The organism is Streptomyces sp. (assembly GCF_031181555.1).
In the GTDB taxonomy this organism is placed as follows: domain Bacteria; phylum Actinomycetota; class Actinomycetes; order Streptomycetales; family Streptomycetaceae; genus Streptomyces; species Streptomyces fimbriatus.
The window spans coordinates 1-14,736 of the sequence record NZ_JAPSKQ010000073.1; the positions used below are offsets into that span (position 1 = coordinate 1).

Sequence of the window (14,736 nt, forward strand, 5' to 3'; positions counted from 1 at the left end):
AGCCATGCCTAAGCCCGGAGAACTCACTTTCGTCGCGCCGCGCGGAGCCAAGAAGCCGCCGCGGCACCTTGCCGATCTCACGCCCGCCGAGCGCAAGGAGGCGGTCGCAGCGGTCGGTGAGAAGCCGTTCCGTGCCAAGCAGCTCTCGCAGCACTACTTCGCGCGGTACGCGCACGACCCGGAGCAGTGGACCGACATCCCGGCCGGTTCCCGGGCCAGGCTCCAGGAAGCGCTGCTTCCCGAGCTGATGACGGTCGTGCGACATCTGTCGACCGACCAGGGAACCACCCGCAAGACGCTGTGGAGGCTGTTCGACGGGACGCTCGTCGAGTCGGTGCTCATGCGCTACCCGGACCGGGTGACGATGTGCATCAGCTCCCAGGCGGGCTGTGGCATGAACTGCCCGTTCTGCGCCACCGGGCAGGCCGGACTCGACCGGAACCTGTCCACCGCGGAGATCGTGCACCAGATCGTGGACGGCATGCGCGCCCTGAGGGACGGCGAGGTGCCGGGCGGGCCCGCGCGGCTGAGCAACATCGTGTTCATGGGCATGGGCGAACCGCTCGCCAACTACAACCGGGTCGTGGGGGCCATCCGCCGCCTCACCGATCCCGAGCCGGACGGACTCGGGCTGTCGCAGCGCGGGATCACGGTGTCCACGGTCGGTCTCGTCCCGGCCATCCACCGTTTCTCCGACGAGGGCTTCAAGTGCCGCCTCGCCGTCTCGCTGCACGCCCCCGACGACGAGCTGCGCGACACCCTCGTCCCCGTGAACACGCGGTGGAAGGTGCGCGAGGTGCTCGACGCCGGGTTCGAGTACGCCGCCAAGTCGGGGCGGCGGCTGTCCATCGAGTACGCGCTCATCCGGGACATCAACGACCAGGCCTGGCGCGGTGACCGGCTCGGCCGGCTGCTCAAGGGGCGGCCCGTGCACGTCAACCTCATCCCGCTCAACCCGACGCCCGGCTCCAAGTGGACCGCCTCGCGGCCCGAGGACGAGAAGGCGTTCGTGGAGGCGATCGCCGCCCACGGTGTGCCGGTGACGATCCGGGACACCCGTGGTCAGGAGATCGACGGGGCCTGTGGTCAGCTCGCCGCGAGCGAGCGGTAGCCTGACCGGCGTCAGCACAACTTCATAGCCGAGAATCAGTCACCCACATCTTCATATTCCGACAGGGGAGCGCCACAGCGCTGAGAGTGCGGCACCGGCCGCAGACCCTCCGAACCTGGCCCAGGTCATTCTGGGTAGGGAGATCGGTCATCACTCGAGCTGTTGCGCCCTGCCCGGGACCCTCGCAGGGGTCCCGGGCAGGGCCGCGTCTCTTCCTGGTCACTCCAGGAGGAATCCAGTGAGCATCACCAAGAAGGTCACGATCCTGGCCGCCGGGCTGGGCCTGGTCACGCTGTCCGCGTGCGGCTCGTCCGACGGCGACGGCCAGGGGTCCGGGTCCGGCGGGTCCAAGACCGTGACCCTCGTCAGCCACAACTCGTGGGCCGCGTCGAAGGACGTCGTCGCCGCCTTCGAGAAGCAGTCCGGCTACAAGGTCAGGGTCCTGGAGGACGGCGACGCCGGGCAGGCCGTCAACAAGGCGATCCTGACCAAGGACAACCCCCAGGGCGACGTCTTCTTCGGCGTCGACAACACCCTGCTGTCCCGCGCCCTCGACAACGGGCTGTTCCAGCCGTACGAGGCGAAGGGCTCCGACCTGATCCTGCCCGAGTACCGGGTGGACGAGGACAAGCACCGGGTCACGCCCGTCGACACCGGCGACGTCTGCGTCAACTACGACAAGAAGTGGTTCGGCGAGCATGGGCTGACCCCGCCGAAGACCTTCGACGACCTGGTCAAGCCCGAGTACAAGAACCTCCTCGTCACCGAGAACGCCTCCACCTCCTCGCCCGGACTCGGCTTCCTGCTCGGCACCGCCGCGAAGTACGGGGACGAGGGCTGGCAGGACTACTGGAAGAAGCTCAAGGCCAACGGCGTGAAGGTGGTCGACGGCTGGGAGCAGGCCTACAACGAGGAGTTCTCCGGCTCGGCCGGCGGCAGGAAGGCCAAGGCCGACCGGCCGCTGGTGGTGTCCTACGCCTCCTCGCCGCCCGCCGAGGTGATCTACGCCGACCCCAAGCCGGACACCGCGCCCACCGGCGTCGCGGAGGGCACCTGCTTCCGCCAGGTCGAGTACGCGGGCCTGCTGAGCAACGCGAAGAACCCCGAGGGCGGCAAGGCGCTGCTCGACTTCCTCATCAGCAAGGAATTCCAGGACGACATGCCGCTCAACATGTTCGTCTACCCGGTGCGCGAGGGCGCCCGGGTGCCCGAGGAGTTCACGAAGTTCGGGCCGCAGGCGAAGGACCCGGAGACCATGGATCCGGCGAAGATCGCCGACCACCGTGACCAGTGGGTCAAGTCGTGGACCTCGCTCGTCCTGAAGTGAGCAGGCCCGCGCCGGTGAGCCGCACCGCGGCCAGGTGGCGCGGGAACGCGGCGCGGCTCGGTCTGATGGCCGTGCCCGTCGCGTTCTTCGCCGTCTTCTTCGCCCATCCCGTCGCCGCGATCGTCGCCCGCGGGCTGAAGGCCGACGGGACGTGGCACCTCGGGCGGGTCGGGGAGGTGCTGGCGCAGTCCGACGTCCGGCAGGTCCTGTGGTTCACCACCTGGCAGGCGCTGGTCTCCACCGCCCTCACCCTGCTGATCGCCCTGCCCGGCGCCTACGTCTTCGCCCGCTTCGACTTCCCCGGCAAACAGCTGCTGCGGGCCGTGGTCACCGTCCCGTTCGTGCTGCCGACGGTGGTCGTCGGGACGGCGTTCATGGCGCTCGTGGGGCGCGGCGGACTCCTCGACGAGCTGTGGGGGCTGCGGCTGGACACCACCGTGTGGGCGATCCTGCTCGCGCACGTCTTCTTCAACTACGCCGTCGTCGTACGGACCGTGGGCGGGCTCTGGTCCCAGCTCGACCCCCGGCAGGAGGAGGCCGCGCGGATGCTCGGCGCCTCGCGGCTCGCGGCCTGGCGGACCGTCACCCTGCCCGCGCTCGTGCCGGCCGTGGCCGCCGCCGCGCTGATGGTCTTCCTGTTCACCTTCACCTCCTTCGGCGTGGTGCAGATCCTCGGCGGGCCCACCTTCTCCACCCTCGAAGTGGAGATCTACCGCCAGACCTCCGAGATCTTCGACCTGTCCACGGCGGCCGTCCTGACGATGATCCAGTTCGTCGCCGTGGGGACGATCCTCGCCCTGCACGCCTGGACCGTACGACGGAGGGAGACCGCGCTGCGGCTGGTGGACGCCTCGGTGACCGCGCGCCGGCCGCGCGGTGCCGGGCAGTGGGCGCTGCTCGGCGGCGTCGTCGCCACCGTCGCCGTCCTGCTCCTGCTGCCGCTCGCCGTGCTGGTGGAACGGTCCTTCGCGGACGCCGGTCTCGGCTACTACCGGGCGCTGACCCGCGAGGACGGGGGAGTGTTCCTCGTGCCGCCGATCGAGGCGGTCGGCAACTCACTGCAGTACGCGGCGGCCGCCACCGCCATCGCCGTGCTGATCGGCGGTCTCGCCTCCGTCGCCCTCACCCGGAGGGACGCGGGGCGGCTGGTGCGCGGCTTCGACGCGCTGCTGATGCTGCCGCTCGGGGTGTCCGCGGTGACCGTCGGCTTCGGGTTCCTGATCGCCCTCGACGAGCCGCCGCTGGACCTGCGGGCGTCGTGGATCCTGGTGCCGCTCGCACAGGCGCTGGTCGGCGTCCCGTTCGTCGTACGGACGATGCTGCCCGTGCTGCGGGCCGTGGACGTACGGCTGCGGGAGGCGGCGGCGGTGCTCGGGGCCTCGCCGTGGCGGGCGTGGCGGGAGGTGGACCTGCCGATGGTGCGGCGGGCGCTGCTGATCGCCGCCGGGTTCGCCTTCGCGGTGTCGCTGGGGGAGTTCGGGGCGACCGTGTTCATCGCGCGGCCGGACAACCCGACGCTGCCGGTGGCCGTGGCGCGGCTGCTGGGACGGCCCGGAGACCTCAACTACGGCCAGGCGATGGCCCTGTCGACGATTCTGATGATCGTGTGCGCGGTGGCGCTGCTCGTGCTGGAGCGTCTGCGGACCGACCGGACCGGGGAGTTCTAGATGCTGCTGAGCCTGGAAGGCGCGACCGTCCGCTTCGGGGGACGGCCCGTACTGGACGCCGTCGATCTGGAGGTCGCCGAGCACGAGACCGTGTGCGTGCTCGGGCCCAGCGGCAGCGGCAAGTCGACGCTGCTGCGGGTGGTGGCCGGGCTGCAGCCCCTCGACTCCGGGCGGGTCACGCTCGACGGCCGCGACCAGGCGGGCGTGCCCGCGCACCGGCGCGGGGTCGGGCTGATGTTCCAGGACCACCAGCTGTTCCCGCAGCGGGACGTCGCCGGCAACGTGGCCTTCGGACTGCGGATGCGCGGCGCCTCACGGGGTGAACAGGCCGAACGGGTGGGGGAGTTGCTGGAGCTCGTCGGGCTGCCCGGAGCGGCCGGGCGGGCCGTGGCCGCGCTCTCCGGTGGCGAGCAGCAGCGGGTGGCGCTGGCCCGCGCCCTCGCGCCGAGCCCCCGGCTGCTGATGCTCGACGAGCCGCTCGGCCAGCTCGACCGGTCGCTCAGGGAACGGCTGGTCGTCGAACTGCGGGAACTCTTCGGCCGGCTGGGCACCACCGTGCTCGCCGTGACGCACGACCAGGGGGAGGCGTTCGCGCTGGCCGACCGGGTGGTGGTGATGCGGGACGGGCGGATCGCCCAGTCCGGCACGCCCCTTCAGGTGTGGCAGCGGCCGGCCGACGCCTTCGTGGCCCGCTTCCTCGGCTTCGAGAACGTGGTCGAGGCGACGGTGGGCGACGCGGTCGCCGTGACCCCCTGGGGCAAGGTCCCCGTGCCGGAGGACGCCCCGCAGGGCACGCGGGCGCTTCTCGTCCGGCCCGCCGGTGTCCGCCTGGTCCCGGCCGACGCGGGCCTGCGCTGCACGGTGACCGCGCGCACCTTCCGGGGCACCCATGTCGCCGTCCGCCTCCAGCCCGAGGACGCGCCCAGGCTGGAGGCGGCCTGCGCGCTCCGGTCGGCCCCGGAGGTCGGGGACGAGGTCGGAGTGGAGTTCGACGCGGCCGAAATCGTCGTGCTCGGGTGAGTGGTCCCCGCCTAGGGTGAGCGGCATGACGCACCTTTCGCATGACCGCTACTGCGACGAAATAGCCCATCAGGTGGGGAAGTTCAGGGACGTACTGGGTTCTGGGGCCGATCTGTCCGCGACCGTGCCGACCTGCCCGGACTGGACCCTGGAGCAGTTGGTCCGCCATGTCGGACAGGCCCTGCGCTGGGTGGAACTGCTCGTCCGCACCCGGGCCGAGGAGGACGTCCCCGTCGACCGGGTGCCGGGGGCCGAGGGACCCGAGGCCCGGGGCGACGCCGCCGCGCTGGAGGAGTGGCTGGCGGAGTCCGGCGCGGCGGTCGTGGCCGCACTGCGGGAGGCCGGTCCGGACGCGCGCGTGTGGTCGTGGGCCGGGATCTTCACCGCCGGCTTCTGGGCCCGCCGGATGACGCACGAACTCGTCGTCCACCACGCGGACGCGGCGCTCGCCGCGGGCCGCCCCTTCGGGCCGGTCGCGGCCGACGTGGCCGCCGACGCGGTGGACGAGTGGCTGCAGATCGTGCAGTTCGTGCAGCGGGCCCTGCCGGACGGCCCGGCGAAGGAGCTGCGCCTGCCCGGCCGGTCGCTCCATCTGCACGCCACCGACACCGCCCCCGATCTGAACGCCGAGTGGCTGATCGAGCCGGCCGAGGACGGCGTCGTCTGGCGCCGCGGCCACGAGAAGGCGACCGTCGCCCTCCGCGGCCCGCTCACCTCCGTGCTCCTCGCCTTCTACCGCCGGCTGCCGCTCGACGCACCGGAGGTGGAGGTGCTCGGCGACCGGAAGGTGCTGGAGTTCTGGCTGGAGCGGGCGACGTTCGGCTGACGGCGGCCTCGCCGGCCGTACGACGCGGTGAGCCGTCCCCCGGGGACGGCCCGCCGCGCGCCTCCGTGAGGCGTCAGCCTTCGTTCTTCGTCCCCCGGCGGCGCATGCCGAGGAAGACCGCGCCGCCGCCGACCGCGACCAGCGCGACCGCGATGCCGGCGATCAGCCCGGTGTTGGAGTCGGCGCCGGTCTCGGCGAGGTTCGACTCACCTGCCGGAGACGGCGCGTTGCTCGCCGTGTCCGCCGGAGCGGTGCCGGTGCTCTCCGGCGCCGAGGGGGCCGGGGTGCCGGTCTCCTCGGCCGGGGCGGAGGCGGAGTCCGACGGGGTCGGCGTGGGAGCCGGAGCCGGAGGTTCCTCCTCGCCCTTCTTGCACGCCGTGGCCGGGGTGACCAGGTTCGGTTTGATGTCCTCGTCCACGTAGGGCACGGCCTTGACGTGGATGCGGTACTCGGCGTTCGGCTGCCAGTCCTCCTCGAAGGTGATGGTGGTGCCCTCGCGGGAGCCCCTGACCACCTGCTCGCCGACCTTCTTCACATCGGCGCCGTTGTTCTCGAGGAACACGGTGACGGTGGCGGGGACGCCGGCCGGGTCCACGTCGGTGACGGTGATGACACCCTTGTCACCTGTGCACGCGGCCTCGGCCGAGAAGTCGTTGACGGTGCACGCCGCCGCGCTGCCGGCGGCACCGAGCGCGAGCGCGGCCGACGCGGAGACGACACCGAGGAAGCGCACGGTACGTGCGACGGTACGGCGCGAGGCCGTACGGCGGGTTACGGACAGAACTGCCACGTTTGTCCTTTGCGGGAGATGCGCACATGCGGGGGGTGGAGGGAGCGTTGACGGAGCATCAGCACTCCCGGGAGGCCCCCAGGTCTATAAGCGCCGCATAAGGAGTGTCAACGCATATGCCCGCAGCAGGCCACGGCTTTGCCTCCTTATTAACCGAGCAGATGTTTCAACGCTTCAGGAGCCTCCTCGATCCGGTCCACGAGGGCGATCCGCGCCTCCATCGAGCGCTCCCGGGCGAGGGAGCGGAGCAGGGGCCAGGCCGGCAGCTTCTCCGTCCAGTGGGCCCGGTTCACCAGCACCATGGGGGTGGGCTCCCCGCGCGACTCGTAGTAGTTCGGCGTCGCGTTGTCGAAGACCTCCTGCACGGTGCCCGCGGCGCCCGGCAGGAAGACGACGCCCGCGTTGCAGCGGGCGAGCAGGCCGTCCTCGCGGGTGGCGTTGGCGAAGTACTTGGCGATGCGGGAGGCGAAGGCGTTCGGCGGCTCGTGACCGTAGAACCAGGTGGGGATGCCGACCGAGTGGCCGCCCTTCGGCCAGCGGGTGCGCACCTCGAAGGCGGCGCGCGCCCAGTCGCTGATCGACGGGGTGAACGAGGGCGCGGCGGCGAGGAGTTCGCAGGCCTCGTCCAGGACGGGGTCGTCGTACGGAGCCGCGTAGGCGCCGAGGTTCGCCGCCTCCATCGCGCCCGGGCCGCCGCCCGTCGCCACCGTGAAACCCGTGCGGGCCAGCGCGCGGCCCAGCCGGGCGGCACCCCGGTACTCCTCGGTGCCGCGGGCCATCGCGTGACCGCCCATGACTCCCACGACCCGGGCGCCGCGCAGGAGTTCGTCGAGGGCGTCGGACATGGAGTCGTCGTGGACGGCGCGCAGCATCGAGGCGAATATGTCGCCGTCGGCCCGGGTCCGCTGGAACCAGGCGTACGCGAGGGCGTCCGGAGTCTCCTCGTACCCCTTGTCGAGTGAGGCGAACAGGTCGTCGGGCGTGTACAGGTGGCCCCGGTAGGGGTCGAAGGGGAGTCCCGGGAGCGGTGGGAGGACCAGGGCGCCGTCGGCGCGTGTCTTCGCTTCCGCGTCCGGGCGCATCCGGCAGCCGAGGAAGACGGCCCCGGTGGTGTCGGTGGTGAGCAACTCCCGTGTCCGGTCGGTCAGGTCGACGGCCTGGACACGGAATCCGGAGAGTGTGCCGCGAGCCGAGACGACCGCGTCGAACTCCTCGAGCGTCTCGATCTCACGGTCTTCGTGATGGGCGGCATGGGCGGGACTCGTCTGCACCCGCCCATGCTAGGCCCGTCCGTTTCCCGGCTTTCCGCTCAGCCCTGCACCGCGGCCGGGTCCATCCAGATGACCTCCCAGGTGTGGCCGTCGAGGTCGTCGAAGGCGCGGCCGTACATGAAGCCGTGGTCCTGGGTCTCGCCGGTGACCGAGCCGCCCGCCGCGACGGCCTTCTCCACCAGCTCGTCGACCTTCTCACGGCTCTCGGCGCTCAGTGCCAGCAGCACTTCGCTGCTCTTCGTGGCGTCCACGATCTCCTTCTTCGTGAACTCCGCGTACTTCTGCCGGGTGAGCAGCATCGCGACGATCGTGTCACTGATCGCGACCGACGCGGCGGTCTCGTCGCTGAACTGCTCGTTGATCGAGTAGCCGAGCTCCGTGAAGAACTTCTTCGACGCGTCGAGGTCGTTGACGGCCAGGTTCACGAAGATCATCTGCTGGTACATGGTGGGGCCTCTCCCATCGGTTCCGTAGCGTTCGAGGGGGTAGACCCGGGGACCGCGCGGAACTCATCGGCCCGCGGAGAATTTCTTCGGGAATTCTTTCGTACGGGCCTCAGCGGGCCAGTGGCCACGCCGACAGCTCGGCCACGAGCAGGGTCAGCGGCCCGAACAGGGCCAGGAGGGCGCCGGCGCGGAGCGCGGCGGCCTTGCGCAGCGTCGTGACGGGCGCCCCGACGCGCAGCAGCGCGGCCGTGGTGCCGGCGCGGGCGTGCTTGGCCTCGACGGCCGCCGTCAGCAGGGTCGCCGTCGTGCAGCCGGTCACCAGCAGCACCCCGAGCGTGGTGAGCGGGCCGAGGGACGGTCCCCCGGGCTCGTGCAGCGCGGCCATCGCGTAAGCGGCCGACAGCACCGCGCAGACCACCCCCAGCGGGCGGCCGATGCGGGCGGCCTCCGTCATGAGGATCCGCCCGGCCAGCAGGCGCAGTGCGCCCGGCCGGACCGCCTGGAGCAGCAGCCCGCACAGATGGGTGAGACCGGGACCGGCCAGGGCGAGGCCGACGGCGGTCAGGGCCAGGCCGACCAGCGCGCCGGGCCGGTCGACGGGCGCGCCCCCGGCGCCCGTACGGCTCGCGAAGGACTCCACGGCCAGGCCCACGGCCAGCACGGTGATGCCCCAGGGGAGACCGGACAGCGCCGAGCGGGCGGCGGTGGCGGGCGGGGCTTCGGCGACCGTCTCCGGGACGCCGGTGACCGTTCCGGGGACATCGGTGACCGCTTCGGGGACGTCGGAGACGCCGTCCTGCCGCTGCCCCTGTTCCTGCCCCTGCGGTGCGCCGGCCGTCCGCCGCCCGCGCGCCGCCCCCAGCTGCTTGCCGAACCGTCCGTACGCCCCGAAGGTCTCCAGCCCCGCCGGACGCCGGCCCGCACCGAAGCGGCCGTACGCCCGCGCGATGCGGGGCGTGCCCGTCACCGGTTCGCGCGGCCGCAGCGTCACCGCCACCGCCGCCGACGCGCTCAGCGGAACCAGGGCCAGCAGCGTCAGGGCCGCCGGGAGCGGCAGCGGCCGGTCCGCGGCGAGGAAGTCCGTCGCGGCACCGTCGAGGGGCATGCCGGTGAGGTCGCCGCGCAGGTGCAGGAAGACCAGCAGGGCGAGCAGCGAACCCAGCGCGCAGGACAGGGCCGTGGTCGTCGCGGAGAGCACCATCAGCCGGACCGGGCCGAGGCCGACCGCCGACAGGCCGGGCCGGGGCCGGGTGCCCGGGTCGGTGCGGGCCACCGCGACCGCGAAGTACACGGTGGCCGCCATCGGGGCCGCGCACCAGGCCAGCCGGAGCGCCGAGGCGGACGGTGTGCCGGGGTGGCCCAGCGCGTGGCCGAGGGCGCACAGGAGCAGGAAGCCCGTGCCCGCCGACGCGGCCGCGACCAGCAGGCGGCGCAGCTGGACGGCGGGGTGGGCGCCTCGGGTCAGACGGAGAGCGAGCACGCCGCCCGGCCTTCCGTCTCGGCGGTCCCGGAGACCGGGGGCAGGTGCACGGTGCGCACGCGCCGCCCGTCGAGCAGCGACACCGTGCGGTCGGCGATGGCCGCGGTGTCCGGGTCGGCGGTCGCGAGGACCACCGTGATGCCGTGCGAGCGGGCCGCCGCGGTGAGCGTGCGCAGCACGTGCCGGCGGTCGGCGCGGTGCAGCGGGGCGGTCGGTTCGTCGGCGAACACCACCGAGGGCGCCGGGGCGAGGGCGCGGGCGATGCACACCCGCTGCCGCTCCGCCTGGACCAGCTCGTGCGGGTGCTTGCGGGCCTTGTCACCGATGTCGAGGCGCTCCAGCCACTCCGTGGCGGCCGTCTTGGCCCGGCGCCGTCCGGTGCCGCGCAGCATCAGGGGCAGGGCGGCGTTCTCCCAGACGTTCAGCTCGGGGACGAGCACCGGGTCGGGGTCGATCCAGCCGAAGCGGTCCCGGCGCAGCCGCTCCCGGGCGACGGGGCCCATGGTGTGCACGGGCACGCTGTTGAACCAGACCTCGCCGCTGCGGGCGGGCACCAGACCCGAGAGGCAGCGCAGCAGTGTCGTTTTGCCGCTGCCGCGCGGGCCGCCGACGGCGAGGATCTCGCCCTCCCGGACGCCGAGCGAGACCCCGCTCAGTCCGGGTGAGCCGTCGTCGTGCCGGAAGTGCAGAGCACGTGCCCAGAGCACGTCGTTGTCCGGTGGGGCCTCCATGGGCGTACACCTCGGTTCAGATCAGAAAGTGCCGTGCTGTGTCCCCCGTACGGGGGAACGAGAGCGTAGGCCGCGGGTCACGGTCTCGGTTCCGCGTAGGGTTGTGCGTCGTGGTCAGCGCGTCGCGAGAACCAAGCACGTGCTGCCTCCTTGACGCTGTTGCCGCCCGGGCTGGTCCCGACCCGGCCGGTGTCGATCGCGCAGGGCTCCACTGCCCGCCGAGCGACGGAGCAGCGTGAGCCGGGAAGCCCCGTCGTCCGGCGAAGGGGCGGAGTCAGAGGAACGCTAGGCAGGCCATGGCACGTGGCCGGACAGCAACACGGCCCCGGGCCGCCGTTTCTCACTCGAACGGGCGGCACCGGGGCCGTGAATGATCATTCCAGCGGAAGATCACAGACGTCGGCGGCTCACAGCTTCGTCCACGCCTCCGACAGCGTCGCGCGCAGGATCTGCTCGATCTCGTCGAAGGTCTCCTGGGTGGAGATCAGCGGCGGGGCGAGCTGGACCACCGGGTCGCCGCGGTCGTCGGCACGGCAGTACAGGCCGTTCTCGAACAGCTTCTTCGACAGGAAGCCGTACAGGACCCGCTCGGTCTCCTCCGCGTCGAAGGACTCCTTGGTGTTCTTGTCCTTGACCAGCTCGATGCCGTAGAAGAAGCCGTTGCCGCGGACGTCGCCGACGATCGGCAGGTCGTACAGCTTCTCCAGGGTCGCGCGGAAGGCGCCCTCGTTGTCCAGCACGTGCTGGTTCAGGCCCTCGCGCTCGAACAGGTCGAGGTTGGCGATGCCCACCGCGGCCGACACCGGGTGACCGCCGAAGGTGTAGCCGTGCAGGAAGGTGTTGTCCCCCTTGTAGAACGGCTCGGCGAGGCGGTCGGAGACGATGCACGCGCCGATGGGGGAGTAGCCCGAGGTCATGCCCTTGGCGCAGGTGATCATGTCCGGGACGTAGCCGAACTTGTCGCAGGCGAAGGTCGTGCCGAGCCGGCCGAAGGCGCAGATGACCTCGTCGGAGACGAGCAGCACGTCGTACTGGTCGCAGATCTCGCGCACCCGCTGGAAGTAGCCGGGCGGGGGCGGGAAGCAGCCGCCGGCGTTCTGCACCGGCTCCAGGAAGACCGCGGCGACCGTGTCCGGGCCCTCGAAGAGGATCTGCTGCTCGATCTGGTCGGCGGCCCAGCGGCCGAACGCCTCCGGGTCGTCGCCGTGGATCGGCGCCCGGTAGATGTTGGTGTTGGGCACCTTGTGCGCGCCCGGCACCAGCGGCTCGAACGGGGCCTTCAGGCCCGGCAGGCCGGTGATGGACAGGGCGCCCTGCGGGGTGCCGTGGTAGGCGACCGCGCGGGAGATGACCTTGTACTTGGTCGGCTTGCCGACCAGCTTGAAGTACTGCTTGGCGAGCTTCCAGGCGGTCTCGACCGCCTCGCCGCCGCCGGTGGTGAAGAAGACCTTGTTCAGGTCGCCCGGCGCCTCGGCGGCGAGCCGCTCCGCGAGCTCCACGGCCTTGGGGTGGGCGTAGGACCACACCGGGAAGAAGGCCAGTTCCTGCGCCTGCTTGGAGGCGGTCTCGGCGAGCTCCACGCGGCCGTGCCCCGCCTGCACCACGAACAGGCCGGCGAGACCGTCGAGGTAACGCTTGCCCTTGTCGTCGTAGATGTGGGTGCCCTCGCCCCGGACGATGGTGGGAACGGGGGAGTTCTCGTACGAGGACATGCGGGTGAAGTGCATCCACAAGTGGTCGTACGCGGACTTGCTGAGGTCGTTGGGGCTGTCGGTGCTCACGATTATCGGGTTCCCCACATGTAGGTCTGCTTCTTGAGCTTGAGGTAGACGAAGCTCTCGGTGGAGCGCACGCCGGGCACGGCCCGGATGCGTTTGTTGATGACCTCCAGAAGGTGGTCGTCGTCCTCGCAGACGATCTCGACCATCAGGTCGAAGGAGCCTGCGGTCATCACCACGTACTCGCATTCGGACATGGCGGCCAGCGCGTCGGCCACGGACTCCACGTCGCCCTCGACGTTGACCCCGACCATCGCCTGGCGGCGGAAGCCCACGGTGAGCGGGTCCGTGACGGCGACGATCTGCATAACGCCCTGGTCCAGCAGCTTCTGGACGCGCTGGCGCACGGCCGCCTCCGACAGGCCCACGGCCTTGCCGATGGCGGCGTACGGCCGGCGGCCGTCCTCCTGGAGCTGCTCGATGATGGCGAGGGAGACGGCGTCCAACTGGGGACCGCCGCCGTTCTTGGACTCGCGGGAGTCCTTCGGGTCTGCGCTTCGACTGGCCACGAGGCCACTGTGCACGACGTCTCGACAGTTTTGCAAGGTGCAATCGATGAAATCCGTTGTCTGCAGCGTCTCGGCTTGCGGATTTCGCAGATGCAGGGCGGGCGGGGGTGTTGAAAACGTCAGCCGTCGGTTTAGGGTGGGTGTCTCAGAGGTTGGACACCTCAACACGTTCCGACCCGACACCTCGGACACCACAAGGAACACCAGGAGGGCCTGCAGTGAGCACCGAGCTGCGTCGTCTGCGCAACTACATCGGCGGGGAGTTCCGGGACGCCGCCGACGGACGGACCACCGAGGTGGTCAACCCCGCGACCGGCGAGGCGTACGCGACCGCTCCGCTGTCCGGGCAGGCGGATGTGGACGCCGCGATGGCGGCCGCCGCCGAGGCCTTCCCCGGCTGGCGCGACACCACCCCGGCCGAGCGGCAGAAGGCCCTGCTGAAGATCGCGGACGCCTTCGAGGAGCGCGCCGAGGAACTCATCGCGGCCGAGGTGGAGAACACGGGCAAGCCCGTCGGGCTGACCCGCACCGAGGAGATCCCGCCGATGGTGGACCAGATCCGCTTCTTCGCGGGCGCGGCGCGGATGCTCGAGGGCCGCTCGGCCGGCGAGTACATGGAGGGCCTGACCTCCATCGTGCGCCGCGAGCCGGTCGGCGTCTGCGCCCAGGTCGCCCCGTGGAACTACCCGATGATGATGGCCGTGTGGAAGTTCGCCCCGGCGATCGCCGCGGGCAACACCGTCGTCCTGAAGCCCTCGGACACCACCCCGGCCTCCACCGTCCTGATCGCCGAGATCCTCGGCTCGATCCTGCCCAAGGGCGTCTTCAACGTCATCTGCGGCGACCGCGACACCGGCCGCATGATGGTGGAGCACCCCGTCCCGGCGATGGCGTCCATCACCGGCTCGGTGCGCGCGGGCATGTCGGTCGCCGAGTCCGCGTCCAAGGACCTCAAGCGGGTCCACCTGGAGCTGGGCGGCAAGGCCCCGGTCGTGGTCTTCGAGGACACCGACATCGCCAAGGCCGTCGAGGACATCTCCGTCGCGGGCTTCTTCAACGCCGGCCAGGACTGCACGGCCGCCACGCGCGTCCTCGTCCACGAGTCGATCCACGACGAGTTCGTCTCCGCGCTCGCCAAGGCCGCCGCCGACACCAAGACCGGCATGCCCGACGACGAGGACGTCCTCTTCGGCCCGCTCAACAACCCCAACCAGCTCAAGCAGGTCGAGGGCTTCATCGAGCGGCTGCCCGCGCACGCGCGCGTGGAGGCCGGCGGCAAGCGCGTCGGCGAGCAGGGCTTCTTCTACGCGCCGACCGTCGTCTCGGGCCTGAAGCAGGACGACGAGATCATCCAGAAGGAGGTCTTCGGCCCGGTCATCACCGTCCAGTCCTTCACCGACGAGGACCAGGCCGTCGAGTACGCCAACGGGGTCGAGTACGCCCTGGCCTCCTCGGTGTGGACGAAGGACCACTCCCGCGCGATGCGCATGTCCAAGAAGCTCGACTTCGGCTGCGTGTGGATCAACACCCACATCCCGCTGGTCGCGGAGATGCCGCACGGCGGCTTCAAGAAGTCCGGCTACGGCAAGGACCTCTCGGCGTACGGCTTCGACGACTACACGCGCATCAAGCACGTGATGACGTCGCTGGACGCGTAAGCGCTCCGCGGGAGAGCCGGACGGCCCCCGCGCCCCGTGCGGGGGCGCGGGGGCCGCACCGCGAGGGGCACCCGACAGGGTGCCGGGTCCACCGCCCGGCGGTCGCGCCGAACGCCGTGCCC

The 14,736-nt window shown here is 71.5% G+C and carries 13 protein-coding genes and 1 riboswitch; of the genes, 6 read left to right on the plus strand and 7 right to left on the minus strand.

The genetic code is table 11. The features are described from left to right. The first annotated feature begins 4 nt into the window (after positions 1-4). The 5 genes from rlmN to RIM90_RS16760 all read left to right on the plus strand — a co-directional run bounded on the left by rlmN (position 5) and on the right by RIM90_RS16760 (position 5,951). Positions 5-1,111 (plus strand): 23S rRNA (adenine(2503)-C(2))-methyltransferase RlmN, encoded by a 1,107-nt coding sequence (rlmN, locus tag RIM90_RS16740; RefSeq protein WP_309061530.1) that lies wholly within the window; start codon positions 5-7, stop codon positions 1,109-1,111. Positions 1,112-1,164: 53 nt separating this feature from the next. Further along, positions 1,165-1,270, plus strand: a riboswitch (TPP riboswitch). A 79-nt stretch (positions 1,271-1,349) separates the two neighbouring features. Beyond that, entirely contained in the window at positions 1,350-2,438 is a 1,089-nt protein-coding gene (locus tag RIM90_RS16745) for a thiamine ABC transporter substrate-binding protein (protein ID WP_309061507.1), read from the plus strand. Next, on the plus strand, positions 2,414-4,105 hold the full coding sequence (locus RIM90_RS16750) for an ABC transporter permease (RefSeq protein ID WP_375165460.1): 1,692 nt from the start codon (positions 2,414-2,416) through the stop codon (positions 4,103-4,105). Before RIM90_RS16745 ends, RIM90_RS16750 begins: the two co-directional genes overlap by 25 nt. Further along, positions 4,106-5,125 carry an ABC transporter ATP-binding protein gene (locus RIM90_RS16755; protein WP_309061508.1) on the plus strand — a complete coding sequence of 340 codons (1,020 nt, stop codon included), beginning with the start codon at positions 4,106-4,108 and terminating at the stop codon, positions 5,123-5,125. 25 nt (positions 5,126-5,150) lie between these two features. Continuing rightward, complete coding sequence (locus RIM90_RS16760; protein ID WP_309061509.1) at positions 5,151-5,951, plus strand: maleylpyruvate isomerase family mycothiol-dependent enzyme; 801 nt, start codon at positions 5,151-5,153, stop codon at positions 5,949-5,951. Between the two features lie 73 nt (positions 5,952-6,024). Here the strand turns inward: RIM90_RS16760 and RIM90_RS16765 are convergent, their stop codons facing one another. The 7 genes from RIM90_RS16765 to RIM90_RS16795 form a co-directional block, all read right to left on the minus strand. After that, positions 6,025-6,684 carry an LAETG motif-containing sortase-dependent surface protein gene (locus RIM90_RS16765; protein WP_309061510.1) on the minus strand — a complete coding sequence of 220 codons (660 nt, stop codon included), beginning with the start codon at positions 6,682-6,684 and terminating at the stop codon, positions 6,025-6,027. Between the two features lie 206 nt (positions 6,685-6,890). After that, positions 6,891-8,012, minus strand: a complete 1,122-nt coding sequence (locus RIM90_RS16770; protein WP_309061511.1) for an LOG family protein — start codon at positions 8,010-8,012, stop codon at positions 6,891-6,893. 38 nt (positions 8,013-8,050) lie between these two features. Continuing rightward, positions 8,051-8,458 (minus strand): VOC family protein, encoded by a 408-nt coding sequence (locus RIM90_RS16775; protein WP_309061512.1) that lies wholly within the window; start codon positions 8,456-8,458, stop codon positions 8,051-8,053. 109 nt (positions 8,459-8,567) lie between these two features. Then, on the minus strand, positions 8,568-9,938 hold the full coding sequence (locus RIM90_RS16780; RefSeq protein WP_309061513.1) for a hypothetical protein: 1,371 nt from the start codon (positions 9,936-9,938) through the stop codon (positions 8,568-8,570). Beyond that, entirely contained in the window at positions 9,920-10,669 is a 750-nt protein-coding gene (locus tag RIM90_RS16785; protein ID WP_309061514.1) for an ATP-binding cassette domain-containing protein, read from the minus strand. The genes RIM90_RS16780 and RIM90_RS16785 overlap by 19 nt, the downstream gene beginning before the upstream one ends. Before the next feature lie 407 nt (positions 10,670-11,076). Continuing rightward, the gene (locus RIM90_RS16790; protein ID WP_309061515.1) at positions 11,077-12,450 is read right to left on the minus strand and encodes an aspartate aminotransferase family protein; all 1,374 of its coding nucleotides are present in this window, start codon (positions 12,448-12,450) and stop codon (positions 11,077-11,079) included. A 2-nt stretch (positions 12,451-12,452) separates the two neighbouring features. Then, positions 12,453-12,971 carry an Lrp/AsnC family transcriptional regulator gene (locus RIM90_RS16795; protein WP_309061516.1) on the minus strand — a complete coding sequence of 173 codons (519 nt, stop codon included), beginning with the start codon at positions 12,969-12,971 and terminating at the stop codon, positions 12,453-12,455. Positions 12,972-13,174: 203 nt separating this feature from the next. Here RIM90_RS16795 and RIM90_RS16800 point away from each other — a divergent pair, with 203 nt between their 5' ends. Then, complete coding sequence (locus RIM90_RS16800; protein ID WP_309061517.1) at positions 13,175-14,614, plus strand: gamma-aminobutyraldehyde dehydrogenase; 1,440 nt, start codon at positions 13,175-13,177, stop codon at positions 14,612-14,614. Positions 14,615-14,736: the final 122 nt, after the last annotated feature.

Coding starts and splice junctions, on each gene's coding strand:
- rlmN (WP_309061530.1), top strand. CDS start 5: ATGCCTAAGCCCGGAGAACTCACTTTCGTCGCGCCGCGCGGAGCCAAG.
- RIM90_RS16755 (WP_309061508.1), top strand. CDS start 4,106: ATGCTGCTGAGCCTGGAAGGCGCGACCGTCCGCTTCGGGGGACGGCCC.
- RIM90_RS16785 (WP_309061514.1), bottom strand. CDS start 10,669: ATGGAGGCCCCACCGGACAACGACGTGCTCTGGGCACGTGCTCTGCAC.
- RIM90_RS16760 (WP_309061509.1), top strand. CDS start 5,151: ATGACGCACCTTTCGCATGACCGCTACTGCGACGAAATAGCCCATCAG.
- RIM90_RS16775 (WP_309061512.1), bottom strand. CDS start 8,458: ATGTACCAGCAGATGATCTTCGTGAACCTGGCCGTCAACGACCTCGAC.